Raw genomic sequence first — 18,490 nt, forward strand, 5'->3', positions numbered from 1 at the left:
CTTTCGTACGGGAGCTGCTCAGTAGGCGTTGGCGACGAACAGGTCCTGGGCCGGGAACAGCGTGAGGACGCGCGGACCCTCCGGGGTGACCACGACCTCCTCCTCGATCCGGGCGGCCGAGAAGCCGTCGCTCGCGGGGCAGTACGTCTCCAGCGCGAAGACCATCCCCACCTGCAACTCGACGGGTTCGCGCATGCTGTTCAGCCGGGAGATGATCGGCCGCTCGTGCAGGCCGAGCCCGAGTCCATGGCCGAACTGGAGGCCGAACGCGGCCATCTCGTTCTCGAAGCCGAACTCCTCCGCCTTCGGCCAGACGGCCGCGACCTCGTCCGTACCCGCTCCGGCCTTCACCTTGCCGATCGAGGCGTCCATCCATTCGCGGGCCTTGGTGTACGCCTCGCGCTGGGAAGGGGTGGAACTGCCCACGCCGAAGGTGCGGTAGTAGCAGGTCCGGTAGCCGTTGAAGGAGTGGATGATGTCGAAGAACGCCTGGTCGCCCGGGCGGATCAGCCGGTCGGAGAAGTTGTGCGGATGCGGGTTGCACCGTTCCCCCGAGACCGCGTTGATGGCCTCGACCTGGTCCGACCCCATCTCGTAGAGGCGCTTGTTCGCCAGGGCCACGATCTCGTTCTCGCGGATCCCGGGCTTCAGCACTCCCACGATGTCCTGGTAGACGCCGTCGACCATCGCCGCGGCCTGGGTCAGCAGCATGATCTCGTCCTGCGACTTGATCTGCCGGGCATCGAGCATCAGCTGCTGCGCGTCCACCACCCGCAGACCCTGGCGCTCCATCTCGAAGAGGAACGGGGGCTCGACGATGTCGACCCCGATCGGCGCGTCGGCGACTCCGGCGTCCTCCAGCAGCCCCTTGATCTGGCGCACCGCCGACTCCATCAGACCCGCGGTGGGTGCGATGGCCCCGCGCAGGCCCAGCATGCCCGCATGGCAGTTGTCCGGGTCCAGCCACGGGGAGTGGAGCCGGTGGTGCCGGGCGGCGGATCCGAAGTCCCACAGCATCGGCTCACCGTCGCGGGTGAGCAGCGCGTACCGGGTCATCTTGTCCCCGAGCGCGCCACCGATCCAGGTCTGCGTCGTGTACCGGATGTTGTAGAAGTCGAAGAGCAGGAAGGCCCCGCACTCACTCGCCTCCAGCGACGCCTTGGCACGCGCCAGCCGGTACGCCCGCAGCCGGTCGAAGTCGACTCGCTGCTCGTAGTCCACGGCCATGTGTCCGGGCGCCGCCATCGGGGTGACGGCCGGCCCGGTGGCAGGACGGGCGCTCACTGCGCCACCTCGTCGGCCGCACCGAGACCATCGTCCACCTGCACGTTCTCCGGGCTGAGCTTGAGACCGGAGTTCTGCGCCTGGAGATCGAGCAGGATGGCGAAGTCCTCTTCCACCCGTCCGCTGCCCACACTGGCCTGCACCAGTTGGGCGGTGGCGGAGGCGAGCGGCATGGGTACGTCCAGTTCGCGGGCCGCCGCGAGACCGAGGTCGAAGTCCTTGCGCAGCAGGACGGGTGTGAAGGTCGGCGTGTAGTCGAGGTTCACGAAGGCGGGCGCCTTGTAGCGGGTGAACGGTGACCCCATGACGCTGTTGTTGAGGAAGTCGAGAAACGCCGCGCGCGAGACGCCGCCCTTCTCCGCCAGCACCGTGATCTCAGCCAGTGACTGGGTGACCACGCCGAGGAACAGGTTGTGGCAGATCTTCACCAGCCGTGCCACGTCGCCGTCACCGGCGTAGGTCACCGACCGGCCGATCCGGCGGAGAAAGGGCTCCACCTTCTGGTACGTCTCCTCCGGCCCGGAGGCCACCAGGCTCAGTTCTCCGGCGCGGACGACCTTGCCGTTTCCGCTGACCGGGGCGGCGAGGAAGGCGACGCCGCGCTCGGAACAGGCGGCGCGGACCGCCTCCGACGAGGCGGTGGAGACCGTCGAGCAGTCGACGACGATGCCCGGCACCTGGTCCGGGTCGGCCAGCAGTCCGCCCTCACCGAGCAGGACCTGTTCCAGGTCGGCGGGCGTCGAGACCATGGTGAACACGACGTCGAGTCCGCGGAGTTCGGCCACCGTGTCGGCGATCGTGCAGCCGTTCGCGGTCAGTGGCTCGGCCTTCGCCCGGGTGCGGTTCCACACCGTCACCGCGGCCCCGGCGTTACCCAGGCGGGCGGCCATGGCCGCTCCCATGCGCCCGGCTCCGATCCATCCGAGCCGCAGGTCGGGCAGCTGGGTCGTTGTCTCGTTCATGGGCCACTCCTGCAATCGATTGCATTCAAGGGCATCGCAGGGTGCCTGAAAGCGTCCCTGCAAACGACTGCAAGCTTTGCCCACGCTCGACGGCGGAGTCAAGCACCCGGACGGTACGTAATGGGAAGGAAGGGTGGATCAAGCGGAATGGCCGGGGCCGTACCGAGTTCGGATCCATCACTGCAATCGACTGCACTTCTCGGATAGACTCGCCTTCGTATCGCGTCCGAGAGACCTGGGAGGCAGTCATGACCACCATCCCGGTCGACGGGAGAGTTCTCCGTCCTGCACTCCCCGGCGGGTGTCCCGGTCGCCCGGACCGAGGGGGCCGTCCAGCGGGCGGCGATCCGTACCTGGGCCGGGCCGCGACGCCGCCGTCTGCTTCCGGCGACCGTGGACGGGCGGGAGCCCCTCTCCCCCCGCCGCCGGACTGATCTGCTTCCGCGCCCTGACCCGACGCCCCTGCGCGCCCGTCCCCCTGCAACCGCCACTGCGCGTCTGCACTGAAGACCCCTAGGATTCCCCTGTGCAGAAGACAACGCTCCGGGACGTGGCCCAGGCCGCGGGCGTCCATGTCGCCACGGCGTCCAGGGCTCTCAACCCCAGCACCCGGTCGCTGGTCAATGCCGACACCGCCCGACGCGTCAGCCGCGCCGCCAAGTCCCTCGGCTACACGCCGAACCCGATCGCCCGCAGCCTGAAGACCGCGAAGTCGCTCAGCATCGGCGTGGTGCTGCCCGATCTGACCAACCCTCTGTTCCCCCCGATCGTCCGGGGCATCGACGACATCCTCGGCCCCGCCGGGTACAGCGGACTCATCGTCAACACCGACAACGATCCGGCGCGCGAGAAGGCCCAGATCGAGTCCCTCCGGTCTCGCCAGGTCGAGGGGCTCATCGTGGCCACCGCACGACTGGACCACCCCCTGCTCGCCGAACTGCACGAGCAGGGCGTGCGGATGGTGCTGGTCAACCGCCGCACCGAGCACCTCGACGTGCCCGCCGTCACCCCGGACGACGCGACCGGGATCGCGCTCGCCGTCGACCATCTCGCCCGGCTCGGCCACCGCAGGGTCCTTCACCTCGCGGGACCCCGCGCCACCTCCACCGGGCTCACCCGCGCCAGAGCCTTCCGCAACGCTGTACGGGAGTTCGGCCTCGACGAGGACCCCGCGCTCGTCGTGCACTGCGACTTCTGGGCCGAGGCCGACGGAGCCCGCGCGCTGCGTGAAGTCCTCGACGTCGGGACGGAGTTCACCGCCGTGATAGCGGGCAACGACCTGATCGCCCTCGGTGCCTACGACGTCTGTGGCGAGCGCGGTATCACCTGCCCGGACGACATCAGCATCGTCGGGTTCAACGACATGCCCTTCCTCGACAAACTGCGCCCCCCGCTGACCACGGTCGCCGTCCCGCACCACCAGATCGGCGTCGAAGCGGCCCGGATGCTGCTGGAGGCGCTCGACGGGCCGCCCCGACCGGCGCGCTCGGTGCTCCTGCCGGTCTCCCTCGTCGTCCGCGCGTCGACGAAGGAACCGGCGGGGCGCTGACCGCTCCGTCCCTCGGTCCCAGGTGGGGCCTCTCCCGGCCGGAGAGGAAAATGCCCTGTATGGGGTGGTGTTCAGTCATCCAGTAGTGCGGGAACCCACTGGACTCGGCCAGTTGGACCGGCCGTCGGGAGGCTCCCCGCGCCTCCCGGCGCGGGTTCCCCTCACCCAGGGCCACCGGAGCCGGCGCGGACAACGCTGCCGGGCGGTTCCCCGACCACTGCCTCTGACCGGAGCGCTGATCGGCTCAGTCATGCCATCCGCAGTGCGGTGCCGACCAGGACTGCTCCCAGCAGTTACCCGGGTGGCGCATTCCAGGGGGTCCGGCGGATGTCCTCTCTGTCACCGGTGTTCCCCCTGTTTCCGCAGGCGGGAAGGGAGAGGGAGCGCCTTCCCGGAGTGGCCGAGGGCCTTCCCGGAACGGCCCGCGCAGGGGACGGATTGGCCGAAGATCATCCTGGCCCAGCCGGGGACCGGTGTTCCCTGTCGGTCGCCTACAGCCGACCCGCTCCCGCCGGTTCCTGGGAGTTCGAGGGGAGTCGCCTGTGCATGGAGTGAACATTTATATACACAAGGTAAACAAGCGCAGGGTGGCTGAGAAACTTTTTCGAATTGCCCACGAAACCTCCTCATGGCGTCGGAGGATGTGTGCGGCACGGGCCGGGGGCTGCTCGAGGCCAAGGTTTTTCGTTCGTCTCGGCGTAGGCACGCAAGAAGGTTTTTCGCTGTCCTGGCTCGGTTCTTCGTCATGCGGCAATTCATGCCGCAGCCCATGGGGGGCACATCATGCAGGGTTTTTCGCGGAGGGCCGCGGTCTGCGCGGCGTCGCTGCTGCTCACGTTTCTGGCGCCGGTGGCCGGGGCCAGAGCCGCCGACACGGAACCGAGAATCGACCTCAGAGTGCTGGTGGTCGACGACGGCGGTGAGGCCACGGCGGCCGTCGCGGCGGAGCTCGACGGAGCCGGGACGCCGTACACCGAAGTCGATTTGAGTGACGCGGGTAGACCGCAGATCGACGCGGCGTTCCTGAGTGACACCGTCGACGGGCGGCCGAGGGCGAAGTACCAGGCCGTGGTGCTGCCCAACGACAATCCCTTCGGGGCGGGCTCGACGGAGATGGCGGCGCTGGCGTCGTACGAGCAGACGTACGGAATCCGCCAGGTCGACGCCTACACGTACGCCCAGCCGGCCGTCGGGCTGAACTGGGCCCAGGACCCCGGGTACATGGGGTCGCTGGACGGCGTGACGGCGCAGGTGACCGCCGCCGGTCTCGCGGGGCCCTTCGGGTATCTCGAGGGTCCGGTTCCGTTCGAGGACAACGCGGCCGATGTGTCCGAGAGTTACGGATACCTGGCCGTGCCGCTCGCCCAGCAGGCGGAGGGAGCCACGTTCACGAGTTACGTGGAGGCGCCCATTCCCGGCACCGCGGTGAACGGCTCGCTCATCGGTGAGTACGCGCACGACGGGCGCCGGGAACTGGTGGTGACGTTTGTCTACAACCAGGCCCAGCAGCAGTACCGGCTGCTCGCGCGCGGAATCGTGGAGTGGATGACGCAGGGTGTCCATCTCGGCGCCGACCGGAACTACTTCGCGGTGCACGTGGATGACGTCTTCGGCGCGGACGACCGGTGGGACACCGTGCTGAACTGCACCCCCGGAGACGTGGACTGCCCCGAGGGCCAGGGCACGGCGGACCCGATCCGGATGACGGTCGCGGACGCCCAGTACGCGAAGCAGTGGTCGCAGGAGCACGGTCTGACGCTCGACTTCATGTTCAACGGCGCGGGCAGCGAGACCTACAAGGAGGAGAACGGCGGGTCGGACGCGCTGACCGATCAACTGGTCGCGGACAAGGACTCCTTCCGGTGGGTTAACCACACCTACGACCACCCGTTCCTGGGCTGCGTGCAGAACGTGACCGTGGTGCCCTGGGTGTGCTCCACCGACACCGCAGGGAACGTGCAGTGGGTCAGCCAGGCCGAGATCACCGCGCAGATCGCGGACAACCGGACCTGGGCCACCGCGAAGGGCCTCGACCTCGACAACACGGAGCTCGTCACCGGTGAGCACTCGGGCATGAGGGTGCTTCCGCAGCAGCCCGACGACAACCCCAACCTGGCGCCCGCGCTCGCCGCGACCGGCGTGAGCGTACTGGGCAGCGACAACTCACGTGACCCGCAGCAGCGGCAGGTCGGCGCCGCGCTGACGGTGCCGCGCTTCCCGATGAACATCTTCTACAACGTGGCCAAGCAGGCTGAGCAGGTCGACGAGTACAACTGGATCTACACCAGCGCCGCCGACGGCGGCAGCGGCATCTGCGACAACTCCACGACGACCACCTGCCTGGACGCCCCGCTGGACACCGCGACCGGCTACACCTCGTACCTCGTACCGACCGAGAGCCGGATCGCGCTCGGCCACGCGCTGTCGAACAACCCGCGCCCGCACTACATCCACCAGTCGAACCTGGCCGAGGAGCGGATCGCCTACCCGGTCCTGGACAAGGTGCTGAGCGACTATGCGGCCCTCTTCGCCGACAACACCCCGCTGGTCAACCAGGGGTTGAGCGAGACCAGCGCCGAACTGGCGCACCGGGCGGCCTGGGACGCCGCCGTCGACGGCGGACAGGTCACCGCCTACCGGATCGGAAACACCGTCACCATCAGCGCGCCCAGCGGGGTGCAGGCCCCGGTGACCCTGCCCGCCGGCACGGACGGCTTCGGCAGCCCGTACGCCGGAGTGCGGTCGGGATGGACCGACAGCGGCTCGCTGGAGCCGGCGGCAGCAGCGGCCGGTTAGCCGCGCGCCCCGGCGGCATCGGCCGCCGGGGCCCGACCGCGCCCTTGACCACGGCCGCGGCCTGAACCAACCGTTCCTTGGGGGGAATGAGACGCATGTCCACGCGAGAGATCCTGCACGCCGTGCCACCGCAGGGCACGGGCGACCGGACGGCGGTGACACTGCTCACCGAAGGGACGTACCCGCACCAGCACGGCGGGGTGAGCGTGTGGTGCGACCAGTTGGTACGGGGGATGCCCGAGGTCGACTTCCAGGTCGTCGCGATCACCGGGACCGGCCAGGAGCCGCCCGCCTGGGAACTGCCCCCGAACGTCGGCGGACTGGTCTCCGTCCCGCTGTGGGGACCCGTTCCGGACGGACGCGCGCCCCGGGGCCGGCGGCTGCGCCGCTTCCTCGGCACGTACGAGCGGTTCCTGCTCTCGCTCCTCGAGCCCGGCTCGCCGACCGCCGGAACGGACTTCGCCGACGGCCTGTACGCCCTCGCCGCCCGGGCCCGCGAGGGAGAGCTGTCGGCGGCCATGCGCACCGAGGAAGCGCTGCGCACCCTGACCGCGGTGTGGAACCGGCCGCACATACCCGTGGCCGCGGCCCGGCCCACCCTGCACGACGCGCTCACCGCCACCGAACTCCTGGAGCACGCGCTGCGGCCGCTCGCGGTCACGCCGCCCGAGGGCGGCGTCGCGCACGCCGTCAGCGGAGGCCTTGCCGCACTGCCCGGGCTGATGGCCCATCAACTGCACGGAACACCACTGCTGTTGACCGAGCACGGCGTCTACCTCCGCGAGCGCTACCTCGGCTACCGCACCGGCGGTTATCGCTGGCCCGTGAAGTCGCTGCTGCTCGGCTTCTTCCGGCTGCTGGCCCGGGAGACCTACGCCCGCGCCGCGCTCGTCACCCCCGGCAACCGCTACAACCGGCGCTGGGAGGAGCACGGCGGCACGGCGCCCGACCGCATACGCACCGTCTACAACGGAGTCGACCCCGGCGCCTTCCCGCCCGCCGGTCCTGAACCCGAACTGCCCACCCTCACCTGGGCGGGACGCGTCGACCCGATCAAGGACCTGGAGACGCTGATCCGCGGCTTCGTCCTCGTACGCGAGGAGTTGCCGCAGGCGCGGCTGCGGCTGTTCGGTGGCACACCGCGCGGCGGAGAGGCCTACCGGGAGCGTTGCCAGGCCCTCGCCGCGGAGTTGGGGGCAGGCGACGCGGTGGTCTTCGAGGGCCGGGTGGAGGACATCCGCGACGCGTACGCGGCGGGCAACGTCGTGATGCTGTCCAGCATCAGCGAGGGCTTCCCCTTCACCCTCATCGAGGCCATGTCCTGCGGCCGGGCCACCGTCTCCACCGACGTGGGCGGGGTGCACGAGGCGGTCGGCGACACCGGCCTCGTCGTACCGCCCCGTGAGCCGCGGGAGATGGCCCGCGCGGCACTGGAACTGCTGCGCGACCCGGCACGGCGCGCCCGGATGGGCGAGGCCGCACGACTGAGGGTGATCGAGCAGTTCACCCTCCGCCAGACCATCGACACCTTCCGCGGGATCTACGGCGAACTCGCCACCGGCGCCGCCACCGGTCACGAGCGGTACGCCGAGGAGTACGCCGACGAGTTCGCCCGGGCGTCCGTCGGTGGACGCGAGTTGCAGAAGGAGTTCGCGGGGCACGGCGGCGTACGGCAGGCGGGTGAGGTGGGGTGAGCGGGCCGTTGCGTCTGCTGCCGGGGGACGGTGGCATCGATCAGGAGCGCGCCGAGCTGCGGCGGTTCCCGGCGGGGTGGCCGGGCAACACGACTGCCGGGCAAGGCGGTTCGGCCGGTAGCGCGGGCCGGGCAGACTGGGGCGGGTCCCGTGGCACCGACGCGCTGCCCGCTCTCGGCCCACGTCCGGTCCGTCGCCGTCGGCCGTCCTGGGCCGAGGATCCGTTCGACGAACTCGCCGAACGGCTGGCGGACGTGTGCGGCGCGGCCGTCCACCCCGACGAGATCGCCGCCGTACTGGAGTCGGACGGGCTGACGCAGGAACAGATCACCGGCCGCTACGGACGACGGGACCTCTTCGAGGTCGCCGAGGAGCTGTACGAGCGGGTACCGCGCCGCTTCCCCGACCCGGAACCGCCGCCCGACCCCTGGCGCACCAGCCCCTGGCGGTGCGTACTGCGCGGGGCGGTCTTCGGACTCCCCGGGCTGGCATACGTGCTGGGCGCCGGGCTCCTCGCGAGCGGTACGGGCGCGATCGCCGGACTGGCCGCCTCGGCGCTGGTCGCCTGGGCGTGGAACCAGGGCCTGGCCCACCGTTCCTACGTACGGCTCGCGTCGGGCGGCCGTCGCGCCGCCGCGCGCACCCTGCGCGTCGGTGCCCCGGCCGGGGCACTGGGCGCGATGTCGGCCGGGCTGCTGCTGTCGGGTCCTGGCACCATGGCCGCGTTCGCCGCCGGGCAGGCGCTCTACCTCGCGGCGGGCACAGTGCTCCTGGTGCTGGGCCGCGAACGGGATCTGCTGCTCGCGCTCACCCCGACGGTCGCCGGAGCGGCCTCCCTGCTCCTGTGGCATCCCGGCCCGCAGGCCGTCACCGGGCTGCTCCTTGCCACCGTCGCGGCGGCGGTGCTGCTGGCGGCCCGCGAGATCGTCAGGTCGCTGGGTACGGAGAGCACGTCAGGGCCCGGCACCGGGCCACCGCTCGCCGCCTCCCTCCCGTACGGGCTGTTCGGCCTCGCGGCGGGGTCGCTGACGCTGATGGCCGCGTCGGCCGACGGGGCCGCCGTGGTCGTACTCACCCTGAGCATGGGCGTCGCCGAATGGCTGCTCTACCGCTACCGGAGCCTGGGCCTCGCCGCACTGCGGCACAGCACCACACCCAGGGGCTTCCAACTCCGCGCCGGGCGAGCGCTGTTGCTCTGCCTCGCCGGATACCTGGCACTGCTGGCCACGCCCGCCCTGATCCGCGGGGACTCGCCCGGACCACTGCTGGCGCTGGGAGCCGTCCTATGGACCGCCCTGCTGCTCCAGGCCTTCGGCACGGCCTGGCCACCCGCCGCCGTCTGTCTGGCCGCCGCCGCAGGCGCGGCCCTTGGCCCCGCCGCCGTCCGCCCGCTCGTCTGCGGCTGCGCCGCCGCAGCGCTGGTGATCGTCTCGTACGCCCTGCTGGGCCGTGCCACGGCCCACCGTTGACAGCACCTCAGCACCTCAGCACCTCAGCACCTCAGCACCTCAGCACCTCCGTCACCCGCATGACCCCTGACAACAGAGGAGACAGACCCGTGACCGAATCCGTCCCCGGACCCGGACCCGTAGCCGTCACCGGAGCAGAGGGATTCATCGGCTCGCACCTGGTGGAGGCGCTCGTCGCCGCCGGGCACCGGGTGCGCGCGATGGCCCAGTACAACTCCTTCTCCTCCTACGGCTGGCTGGAGACCCTGCCGCAGGACGTGATGGACAGTGTCGAGGTCGTCCTCGGCGACGTACGCGACCCCGGCTCGGTGGACCGGCTGCTGGCCGGCACGGAGGCCGTCTACCACCTGGCCGCGCTGATCGCGATCCCGTACTCCTACCAGGCTCCGCACAGCTACGTGGACACCAACGTCACCGGCACCCTCAACGTCCTGGAGACGGTCCGCAGGCTCGACATCCCGCGCCTGGTGCACACCTCCACCAGCGAGACGTACGGCACCGCCCAGACGGTGCCGATCACCGAGGACCACCCCATCAACACCCAGTCCCCGTACGCCGCTTCCAAGGCGGGCGGCGACCGGCTGGCCGACAGCTACCACGCGAGCTTCGGCACCCAGGTGGTCACCCTGCGGCCGTTCAACACCTTCGGGCCGCGCCAGTCCATGCGGGCGGTGATCCCGACCGTCATCGGGCAGGTCGCCGCCGGAGAACGGACCATCACCCTCGGCGATCTGCGGCCCACCCGCGACTTCACCTTCGCCAAGGACACCGCGCGCGCCTTCCTCGCGGTGGGCACCGCGCCCGCCGAGGCCGTCGTCGGACGCACCTTCAACGCCGGTACCGGCGGCGAGATCTCGGTCGGCGACCTGGTCACCCTCATCGGCAAGCTGATGGCCGCCGACCTCGAGGTCCGCGAGGACCCGCAGCGCATCCGACCGGCCGGATCGGAGGTGATGCGGCTGGTCTGCGACGCGTCACGGCTGCGCGCCGCCACCGGCTGGGAGCCCGCCCACAGCCTCGAAGAGGGGCTGGAGGCGACCATCGACTTCTTCCGCGACCCGGCGAACCTCGCCCGCTACAAGACGTCCGTCTACAACATCTGACGGCTCCCTGACCTGTCCCTGGCTCCAAGACCTACCGAGTCCCTGAACCCAGGAAATCGGCGACACCGAATCGGCGACACCTGACGACAGTCGGAAGGAAACCCCACGATGCATGCAGTCATCCTGGCCGGAGGCAAAGGCGTGCGGTTGCGGCCCTACACGACCGCCCTGCCCAAGCCGCTCGTCCCCATCGGCGACCAGCACGCGATCCTGGAGATCGTGATGCGGCAGCTCGCCGGTGCCGGATTCACCACCTGCACCATCGCCATCGGGCACCTCGGCCACATCATCCGCGCCTATGTCGGCAACGGCTCCCAGTGGGGCCTGCGCGTCGGCTACGCCACCGAGGACAGCCCGCTGGGCACCATGGGACCGCTGCTGACCATGCTCGACCGGCTGCCCGAGCACTTCCTCGTCATGAACGGCGACATCCTGACCGACCTCGACTTCGGCGCCGTACTGCGCAGTCACGAGGAATCCGACTCGCCGCTGACCATCGCCACCTACGCGCGTAAGGTCGCCATCGACTTCGGCGTGCTCACCACCGAAGCCGGCAAGGTCGTCGGCTTCGCCGAGAAGCCGAGCATGGACTACCGGGTCTCCATGGGCGTCTACGGACTCTCCCGCTCCACCCTCAACGGCTACACACCCGGTCTGCCCCTCGGCTTCGACGAACTGGTCCTGGACCTGCTCAAGGCCGAAACCCCGCCCGCCGCCTACGATTTCGACGGCTACTGGCTCGACATAGGGCGCCCGGACGACTACGACCGGGCCAACGCGGAGTTCACCACACGCCGCCCCGCCCTCCTCAAGGGAGTGTGACCCGGCATCATGCGCATCCTCGTCCTGGGCTCCACCGGATTCCTGGGCGGCCACATCGCCGGGCAGCTGCGCACCCTCCCGGGTGTGCGGGTGCTCGGCGGCGGCCGCTCGGTGGACCCCGGTCTGCCCCTGAACCTCCTCGTCGACCTCGCCGCCATCTCCGTCGCCGGACTCGCCCGGTCCCTGCGGGCCCTCGCACCCGACGCGGTCGTCAACTGCGCGGGCGCCGTCAGCGGCGACCCCGTACGCATGGCCGAGACCAACGCCCGCGGACCCGCCGTACTGTGCGAGGCGCTGCGCGAGGCGGCGCCGGGTGCCCGGCTTGTCCACCTGGGGTCGGCCGCCGAGTACGGGCCGACCCCCGCCGGGCAGATCCTCACCGAGAGCTCTCCGGTCAGCCCGCAGGGCACCTACGGGGCGACCAAGCTGGCCGGGTCGTACGCGGTGACCGAGGCAGGCCGGACCGGCCTGGACACCGTCGTCCTGCGGGTGTTCAACCCGCTCGGCCCCGGCTCACCCGCCGCCAGCCTGCCCGGACGGCTCGCCGACGAGCTGCGGCGCGCGTTGCCCGACGGCACGGTCACCGTCGGAGACCTCTCGGCCTACCGCGACTTCGTGGACGCACGGGACGTGGCTCGGGCCGCCGTCCTCGCGGCGACCACCCCCGGCCCCCTGCCGGCCGTCCTGAACATCGCCGGCGGCACGGCCACCCGCGCCCGGGACCTCGCCGAGGAACTGGCGCGGGTCGCCGGATACCGGGGACCGATCGAGGAACGCGGCGCCGGCTCGCAGCGCTCGTCCGCCGTGTCCTGGCAGCGGGCCGACGTGAGTGCCGCCGCGGACGCCCTCGGCTGGCGGCCCGAACTGACGCTGGCCGACTCGCTCGCCGCCCTGTGGGCCGGCCACACGAAGGTCCCGGCGTGAGCGACGCGGCGACGGACCCGGGCCGCGGCCGGCTGCTCGTCCCGCTCTATGTGCACCCGGCCGTGGACCCGGCCGCCTGGCGCGCCCTGATCCGCGCCGGACCACAGCTGTACGGCGTCGTCCTCAACGTCGCCGACGGACCCGGCGACACACCCGACCCGGCCTTCGTCACGGCCGCCGCCCAACTGCGGGAAGCGGGCGTGCGGTTGCTCGGGTACGTCGACACGGCCTACGGCGAGCGGCCGGTCCGCGCGGTCGTCGGCGACCTGCGCAGGCACCGCCGCTGGTACGACACCGACGGCGCCTTCCTGGACCGTACGGCCTCCGGCGCCGAGGATCTGCGCCACTACCGTCGGCTGACGAGGGCGGCCCGTCTCTGTGGGGCCGGCACCGTCGTCCTCAACCCGGGCGTCCATCCGGTCCCGGGCTACGCCGAGTTCGCCGACCTGCTGGTCACCTTCGAGGGCACCTGGAAGACGTACCGCCACTCCGACTTCACCGTGCCCGCCTGGACCGGTGCCCATCCGCCCGACCGGTTCTGCCACCTCGTGCACGGCGTCCCGGACGAGCTCTGCACTCTCGCGGCGCGCACCGCCCGGATGCGTGGAGCGGCCGTGCACTGCGCCGTCCCCGGCAGCGGCGCGAACCCGTGGAGCGGTCTGCCGCCGGCCGTGGAGAGGGAGGCGTCTTGAGACTCGCGGCACGGCCGGGACCCGCAACCGCCCTCGCCCTCATGCTGCTTGCCCTGCTCCTTGCGGGCTGCTCCCCCGACACCCCCGACACCCCCGACGCTCCCCGCCGTTGGCAGCCGCGCCCCGGCACCGCCTGGCAGTGGCAGCTCAGCGGCCCGGTCGACACCTCCGTCGAGGTCCCGGTGTACGACATCGACGGCTTCGAGAACAGCGCGGCCGTGGTCAAGTCCCTGCACGCGGACGGACGCAAGGTGATCTGCTACATCAACGCCGGTTCCTGGGAGGACTACCGCCCCGACCAGAAGGCCTTCCCCGCCGCCGTGCTCGGCAAGGGCAACGGGTGGGAGGGCGAGCGGTGGCTCGACATCCGCCAACTCGACGTGCTGCGCCCCATCATGGCCAAGCGCATGGACATGTGCCGCTCGAAGGGGTTCGACGCCGTCGAGCCCGACCTCCTCGACGGCTACACCAACGAGACCGGCTTCCCGCTGACCGCGGCGCACCAGCTCGCGTACAACCGCATGATCGCGGATCTGGCCCACGACCGGGGCCTGGCCGTCGGACTGAAGAACGACCTGGAGCAGATCCCGCAGCTGGTCGACGACTTCGACTTCGCGGTGAACGAGGAGTGCGCGGAATTCAGCGAATGCGCGTCACTGACACCGTTCGTCAAGGCACGCAAGGCCGTCTTCCATGTGGAGTACGACGTACCCACCGGGAAGTTCTGTCCCACCGCCGACCGGCTGGGCCTCGACTCGATGCTGAAGCGGCTCTCCCTGGACGCGTGGCGGCAGGCGTGCTGAGGCGGACGACGGGCACCACACGGGGGCGGCCGCCGAGGATCCTTCGGCCGCCCCTGCGCGGATCACCTCACCTGGCCACCATCTTCGGCTCTTCCTGACCCAGGGCGGCCGGTGTGTTCCGGCGCCTGCCGAGCGTGAGTCCTGGCAGGGCCACGATGAAGGCGACGGCGGCGAGGGCGGCGCCGCCGAAAAGACCGGCCCGGGCGGCGGCCGCGAAGTCGCCGCGCGTGGAGGTGATCTCACTGAAGTACAGCGAGGTCGCCAGCGCCGTGCCGAGCGAGGTGCCGATCTTCATGCCGGTCTGGTAGATCCCGGCCGCGGTGCTGCCCTCCTTGCGCGGTACGAGGTGCAGGGCGAGCGTCTGGTTGGCCGCGATGACGAGGCCCGCGCCGCAGCCCGCCACCAGCAGCGGCCCCGCGAGCAGCAGCGGCATGGGAGCGCCCGAGGAGGTGTCGACGACCAGGGCCGTGCCGGCCAGCCCCAGGGCGGTCACGGCGGTGCCGACGATCACCAGCGGAGGGCCGACGCGGTGCACGATACGGCCGCTGATGACGCCGCAGACCGCTGAACCGACGGTGAATGCCACGATGGACAGCGCCGCGTGCAGCGCCGTGTACCCCAGGCCTTGCTGGAGGAACTGGGTGAGCACCAGGAAGATGCCCGTGAACCCGCCGTACAGGGAGGCCGCGACGAGCGTGCCCACCCAGTAGTGGCGCTCACGGAACAGGTTCAGGTCGACGAGTGGCTGCCGGCCCTGCCGCGCCACGGTGCGCTCGTGCAGGACGAAGACGGCCAGCAGTGCGAGCCCTGTCCACGCGAGCCACCACCGGCGGCCGCTCCAGCCCCCGCTCTGCAGCAGCGGCAGCATCACGGCCGTGACGGCGAGGCCGAGCAGCAGCACACCGACCAGGTCGAGGGTGCGGCGCGCCTCGACGCGTCGGCCCTCCGGCAGCAGGCGCACGGCGAGGAAGAGGACGACGACGTCCACCGGGATGAACGCCAGGAAGATCCAGCGCCAGCCTTCGCCCGTACCGGCGAAGTGCAGGATGACGCCGCCGAGGAGGGGGCCGATCGCGGTCGACAGGCTCACCGTCGCGCCGTAGTAGCCGAAGGCCCGGCCCCTTTCGCGCGCCGGGTACATCTGGTGCAGCATGCCGACGACCTGGGGGGCGACGAGGCCGGCGGCGACCCCCCTGGCGAGCCGTGCCGCGTCCAGCCACACGGCGTCGGGTGCGAATCCGCACAGCACGCCGGTGAGGACGAACAGCACCATTCCGACGACGAAGATCTTCCGGCGGCCGAACTCGTCCCCGAGCCGGCCGGCCGGGACGAGCGTCAGGCCGAAGGTCAGGGTGTATCCGGCGAGCGACCAGGTGACGTCGGCGGGCGTCAGATGCAGGTGCTCCTCCATCGAGGGCAGCGCGACGGTCACGATGCTCACGTCGAGGAGGGTCAGGAACGCGGCCGCTATGCAGATGAACAGGGCCTGCGTGCGCCGCTTCGAGGTCAGGTAGGGCGGTGTGGGTACAGCGGTTGTTGCGAGGTCTTCAGGCGTCTTTGCCATGGTGCACCTCAGGTTCCCATCGGCTATCTGCAGAGGAGTTCGATGCCGTGGGGGGCGCGGCGGCGCCCCGCCGGGAATGCGGCTCCGACGTGGGAGTACATCCGTATCCGGTGGTGATGCCGTGACCCGCTCCGTCCCGGAAGCGGGTCACGGCCGTCTGGACCGGGTCAGCCCACGTCTGCCACCAGCCCCGCCTTCTCCACCCCGAAGACGGCGACGATCTCGTCGTTCTCGGGCCGCTCTCCGCTGACGCCCACCGCACCGAGCAGCTCGCCGTCCTTGTCGCGGACGAGCACACCGCCCCGGGAAGAGGCGACGCGGCCCTCGGAGATGGCGGCCAGAGCGGCGAAGAAGGCGGGGTCACGGGTGGCGTGCCGCGCCCCGGCCGCGCCGCCCGATCCGGTGCCGAGGCAGCCCCATGCCTTGGCGTGTGCGATCTGCGGGCGCAGGATGCCCGCGCCGTCCTCCCGTTTGACCACCTGGGGGTGGCCGCCCGGGTCGAGCACGGTGATCGTCAAAGGTCGCAGTCCCAGCTCGCGGGCGTGGTCCAGCGCGGCGTCGACGATCTCGGACGCCTGGGTCAGGCTCAGACCGGTCATGTCTGTGGCTCCTCTGCTTTCTTTGCTTTCTTGCTGTTCTGGGTGTCGGGCGTTTTCCGGAGTGCGGTCAATGGGTCGGGTGAGGGCAGGGTTCTCCCTCTGCGGCGGAGCAGATGCTTGCACCGGCCGGTGCGGGGGGCGGGGATCGTGCTCGCCGCGTCCGCGTCGCTGACCCGCGTGGCCGCGTACAGGCCGAGCAGATTGAGCGTCGCGGCGGTGAGGAAGGCGGCCCGGTAGCCGGACATGGCCGGGGCGCCCCCGGCGCCGGAAGCGCCGCCCGTGGCCGACACGAGGACGGTGGTGGCCACCGCCACGCCGGTCGCGCCGCCGAGCCTGCGGCCGACGTTGAACAGGGTCGAGGCCCGGCCGGACGAGGACGAGGTGACCGTGGCGAAGGACGCGGACTGGGTGCCCACGAACACCTGGCCGACGGCGAGACCCATGCAGAAGAGCAGCAGCCGGACCCACCACAGGCCGGTGTCCTCGTGCCACAGGCTCATCAGCGCGATGGCCGCACTCGTCCCCGCCGAACCGAGCATCAGGTGCCGCCGTGGGCGGAGCCTGCGGTAGAGGAACCGGCTGGCGAGCTGCGAGCCGATGACCACGCCCAGCGCCTCGCAGAAGATGGTCAGTCCCGCGGCCAGCGGAGTCATTCCCCGCTCGTCCTGGAGGTAGAGCGTGAGGGTGAAAAGGGTGCCGAGGAAGGCCACCGACTGCACGGTCATGACCGCGGTGCCGGAGGCGAACAGACGGTTCGTCAGCAGGCGTACGTCCATCATCGGGAACTCCTTGCGGAGCTCGACGACGATCAGGGCGGCGACCAGGACGGTGCCGCAGGCCAGGCAGGCGGCGATGGGGGCGGTGGTCCAGCCCCGTTCGGGTCCCTCCGAGACGCCGTACATCAGCAGGCCCAGGCCGGTCGCCGCGAGCAGGAACCCGGCGAGGTCGAAGCGTTCGGCGGGCCGCGCGGGCTCGTTGCGCAGGTACAGCAGGCCGAACACGGTCGCGAAGACGCCGACGGGCACATTGACGTAGAAGATCGCCCGCCAGGACACCGAGGTGACCAGCAGACCGCCGATCACCGGGCCGAGGGTGGGGGCGAGGCCGTTGGCGATGCTCAGGATCGCCGAGGCCCGCACCCGTTCCCCGGGGGCGAAGGCGCGCAGCAGCATCGCCATGCCGACCGAGGCGAGCATGCCGCCGCCCGCGCCCTGCAGGACCCGGAACGCGACCAGCTCACCCAGGCTCGTCGCCATGCCGCACAGCGCCGATCCGGTGGTGAAGACAGCCACGGCGGTCAGCAGGGTGCGCTTGCCGCCGAAGCGGTCGCCGAGCCAGCCGGAGGCCGGGACGAAGACGGCCAGGCTCACCAGGTAGGAGATGGAGACCGCGTCGACGCCGGTGGACGGCACCGAGAAGGCACGGCCGATCGACGGCAGCGCGACGTTGACGATGGTCATGTCCAGCGTGCTCAGGAAGAGCCCCGCCACGTAGACAACGCCTACGGCCACCTTCTGGCTGATGACGATCCGGGTGCCGCGCCGCCCGCCGGGCTCGCCACCCGCGGACTTCGCGACCGGGCCCCCGCTCACCCGACCGGGTCGCCGAGCCGGAGCGCGGAGAGCGCGGCGGTCAGCCGGAGCAGTTCGTCCAGCATCCCCGACGCGTCCGCGTCAAGGCCGGCGGAGGACTCGAAGGTACCGCCGGGGGTCACCGCCGTCCGGATGGACGGAATGTGCACGGAGTGCGAGAGCGGCACCATCTTCAGTGCGGACACGACCGGGATCAGCGCGGTCACGGCTCTGGCGCCGGCGGAGACACCGCCGTAGGCGACGAAGGCGGCCGGTTTGCCGGCCCACTCCTTCGCCAGGAAGTCCAGGGCGTTCTTGGTCGCCGCGTTGTAGCTGTGGTTGTACTCGGGGACGACGAAGACATAGGCGTCGGCGGCGCGCACGGTCTCGCTCCAGCGCCGGGTGTGGTCGTGGTCGTACTGGCCGCGCTGTGGGGGACGCGGCTCGTCGAGGAGGGGCAGGCCGACCTCGGCGAGGTCGACGAACTCGACGTCGAAGCCCTCGTGCCGTACCGCGAGGTTGTGGAACCAGGTGCCGACGGCGTGGCCGCGCCGGCCCGGGCGGGTGCTGCCGACGATGACCTGCAGGTGGGGCGCGGACATGACTGACCTCCGGTTGCTCAGCGGCTCTGTGGCTCAGCGGCTCAGCGGCTATGTGG

General features: G+C 71.1%; 15 protein-coding genes. 9 read left to right on the forward strand and 6 right to left on the reverse strand.

What is annotated here, in order from left to right:
* Window positions 1-18 precede the first annotated feature (18 nt).
* Entirely contained in the window at window positions 19-1,284 is a 1,266-nt protein-coding gene (locus tag ACFYPC_RS09780) for a M24 family metallopeptidase (protein WP_388673165.1), read from the reverse strand.
* Entirely contained in the window at window positions 1,281-2,246 is a 966-nt protein-coding gene (locus tag ACFYPC_RS09785) for an NAD(P)-dependent oxidoreductase (RefSeq protein ID WP_388673167.1), read from the reverse strand. Before ACFYPC_RS09785 ends, ACFYPC_RS09780 begins: the two co-directional genes overlap by 4 nt.
* Before the next feature lie 526 nt (window positions 2,247-2,772).
* Between ACFYPC_RS09785 and ACFYPC_RS09790 the strand changes: the two genes are divergently transcribed.
* From ACFYPC_RS09790 to ACFYPC_RS09830, 9 genes are all read left to right on the forward strand, one after another.
* Window positions 2,773-3,795 carry a LacI family DNA-binding transcriptional regulator gene (locus ACFYPC_RS09790; RefSeq protein ID WP_388673169.1) on the forward strand — a complete coding sequence of 341 codons (1,023 nt, stop codon included), beginning with the start codon at window positions 2,773-2,775 and terminating at the stop codon, window positions 3,793-3,795.
* 783 nt (window positions 3,796-4,578) lie between these two features.
* Window positions 4,579-6,591, forward strand: coding sequence for a hypothetical protein (locus ACFYPC_RS09795; RefSeq protein ID WP_388673171.1), 2,013 nt, complete (start codon window positions 4,579-4,581; stop codon window positions 6,589-6,591).
* A 95-nt stretch (window positions 6,592-6,686) separates the two neighbouring features.
* Window positions 6,687-8,285 carry a GT4 family glycosyltransferase PelF gene (pelF, locus tag ACFYPC_RS09800; RefSeq protein ID WP_388673173.1) on the forward strand — a complete coding sequence of 533 codons (1,599 nt, stop codon included), beginning with the start codon at window positions 6,687-6,689 and terminating at the stop codon, window positions 8,283-8,285.
* Window positions 8,282-9,754 (forward strand): hypothetical protein, encoded by a 1,473-nt coding sequence (locus ACFYPC_RS09805; RefSeq protein WP_388673175.1) that lies wholly within the window; start codon window positions 8,282-8,284, stop codon window positions 9,752-9,754. The genes pelF and ACFYPC_RS09805 overlap by 4 nt, the downstream gene beginning before the upstream one ends.
* A gap of 89 nt (window positions 9,755-9,843) precedes the next feature.
* The gene (locus ACFYPC_RS09810; RefSeq protein WP_388673177.1) at window positions 9,844-10,857 is read left to right on the forward strand and encodes an SDR family NAD(P)-dependent oxidoreductase; all 1,014 of its coding nucleotides are present in this window, start codon (window positions 9,844-9,846) and stop codon (window positions 10,855-10,857) included.
* Window positions 10,858-10,965: 108 nt separating this feature from the next.
* Window positions 10,966-11,679 (forward strand): NDP-sugar synthase, encoded by a 714-nt coding sequence (locus ACFYPC_RS09815; RefSeq protein WP_388673179.1) that lies wholly within the window; start codon window positions 10,966-10,968, stop codon window positions 11,677-11,679.
* A gap of 9 nt (window positions 11,680-11,688) precedes the next feature.
* Window positions 11,689-12,603: an NAD-dependent epimerase/dehydratase family protein gene (locus ACFYPC_RS09820; RefSeq protein ID WP_388673181.1), complete on the forward strand. Its 915-nt coding sequence runs from the start codon at window positions 11,689-11,691 to the stop codon at window positions 12,601-12,603.
* Window positions 12,600-13,295: a spherulation-specific family 4 protein gene (locus ACFYPC_RS09825; RefSeq protein WP_388673183.1), complete on the forward strand. Its 696-nt coding sequence runs from the start codon at window positions 12,600-12,602 to the stop codon at window positions 13,293-13,295. The genes ACFYPC_RS09820 and ACFYPC_RS09825 overlap by 4 nt, the downstream gene beginning before the upstream one ends.
* A gap of 41 nt (window positions 13,296-13,336) precedes the next feature.
* The gene (locus ACFYPC_RS09830; RefSeq protein ID WP_388673414.1) at window positions 13,337-14,098 is read left to right on the forward strand and encodes an endo alpha-1,4 polygalactosaminidase; all 762 of its coding nucleotides are present in this window, start codon (window positions 13,337-13,339) and stop codon (window positions 14,096-14,098) included.
* Between the two features lie 67 nt (window positions 14,099-14,165).
* Here the strand turns inward: ACFYPC_RS09830 and ACFYPC_RS09835 are convergent, their stop codons facing one another.
* The 4 genes from ACFYPC_RS09835 to ACFYPC_RS09850 all read right to left on the reverse strand — a co-directional run bounded on the left by ACFYPC_RS09835 (window position 14,166) and on the right by ACFYPC_RS09850 (window position 18,434).
* A complete protein-coding gene (locus ACFYPC_RS09835) occupies window positions 14,166-15,662 on the reverse strand; it encodes an MFS transporter (RefSeq protein WP_388673185.1) in 1,497 nt (498 codons plus the stop codon).
* Between the two features lie 167 nt (window positions 15,663-15,829).
* On the reverse strand, window positions 15,830-16,261 hold the full coding sequence (locus tag ACFYPC_RS09840) for a heme-binding protein (RefSeq protein WP_388673187.1): 432 nt from the start codon (window positions 16,259-16,261) through the stop codon (window positions 15,830-15,832).
* The gene (locus ACFYPC_RS09845) at window positions 16,258-17,853 is read right to left on the reverse strand and encodes an MDR family MFS transporter (protein ID WP_388673189.1); all 1,596 of its coding nucleotides are present in this window, start codon (window positions 17,851-17,853) and stop codon (window positions 16,258-16,260) included. The genes ACFYPC_RS09840 and ACFYPC_RS09845 overlap by 4 nt, the downstream gene beginning before the upstream one ends.
* The gene (locus ACFYPC_RS09850) at window positions 17,850-18,434 is read right to left on the reverse strand and encodes an NADPH-dependent FMN reductase (RefSeq protein WP_388673191.1); all 585 of its coding nucleotides are present in this window, start codon (window positions 18,432-18,434) and stop codon (window positions 17,850-17,852) included. Before ACFYPC_RS09850 ends, ACFYPC_RS09845 begins: the two co-directional genes overlap by 4 nt.
* Between the last annotated feature and the right edge of the window lie 56 nt (window positions 18,435-18,490).

It is taken from the genome of Streptomyces sp. NPDC005808 (assembly GCF_042871385.1).
In the GTDB taxonomy this organism is placed as follows: domain Bacteria; phylum Actinomycetota; class Actinomycetes; order Streptomycetales; family Streptomycetaceae; genus Streptomyces.

Excerpts from the sequence above, each read along its gene's own strand:
- ACFYPC_RS09850 (WP_388673191.1), bottom strand. The coding sequence starts at position 18,434 with ATGTCCGCGCCCCACCTGCAGGTCATCGTCGGCAGCACCCGCCCGGGC.
- pelF (WP_388673173.1), top strand. The coding sequence starts at position 6,687 with ATGTCCACGCGAGAGATCCTGCACGCCGTGCCACCGCAGGGCACGGGC.
- ACFYPC_RS09835 (WP_388673185.1), bottom strand. The coding sequence starts at position 15,662 with ATGGCAAAGACGCCTGAAGACCTCGCAACAACCGCTGTACCCACACCG.
- ACFYPC_RS09820 (WP_388673181.1), top strand. The coding sequence starts at position 11,689 with ATGCGCATCCTCGTCCTGGGCTCCACCGGATTCCTGGGCGGCCACATC.
- ACFYPC_RS09815 (WP_388673179.1), top strand. The coding sequence starts at position 10,966 with ATGCATGCAGTCATCCTGGCCGGAGGCAAAGGCGTGCGGTTGCGGCCC.
- ACFYPC_RS09785 (WP_388673167.1), bottom strand. The coding sequence starts at position 2,246 with ATGAACGAGACAACGACCCAGCTGCCCGACCTGCGGCTCGGATGGATC.
- ACFYPC_RS09830 (WP_388673414.1), top strand. The coding sequence starts at position 13,337 with ATGCTGCTTGCCCTGCTCCTTGCGGGCTGCTCCCCCGACACCCCCGAC.
- ACFYPC_RS09795 (WP_388673171.1), top strand. The coding sequence starts at position 4,579 with ATGCAGGGTTTTTCGCGGAGGGCCGCGGTCTGCGCGGCGTCGCTGCTG.
- ACFYPC_RS09840 (WP_388673187.1), bottom strand. The coding sequence starts at position 16,261 with ATGACCGGTCTGAGCCTGACCCAGGCGTCCGAGATCGTCGACGCCGCG.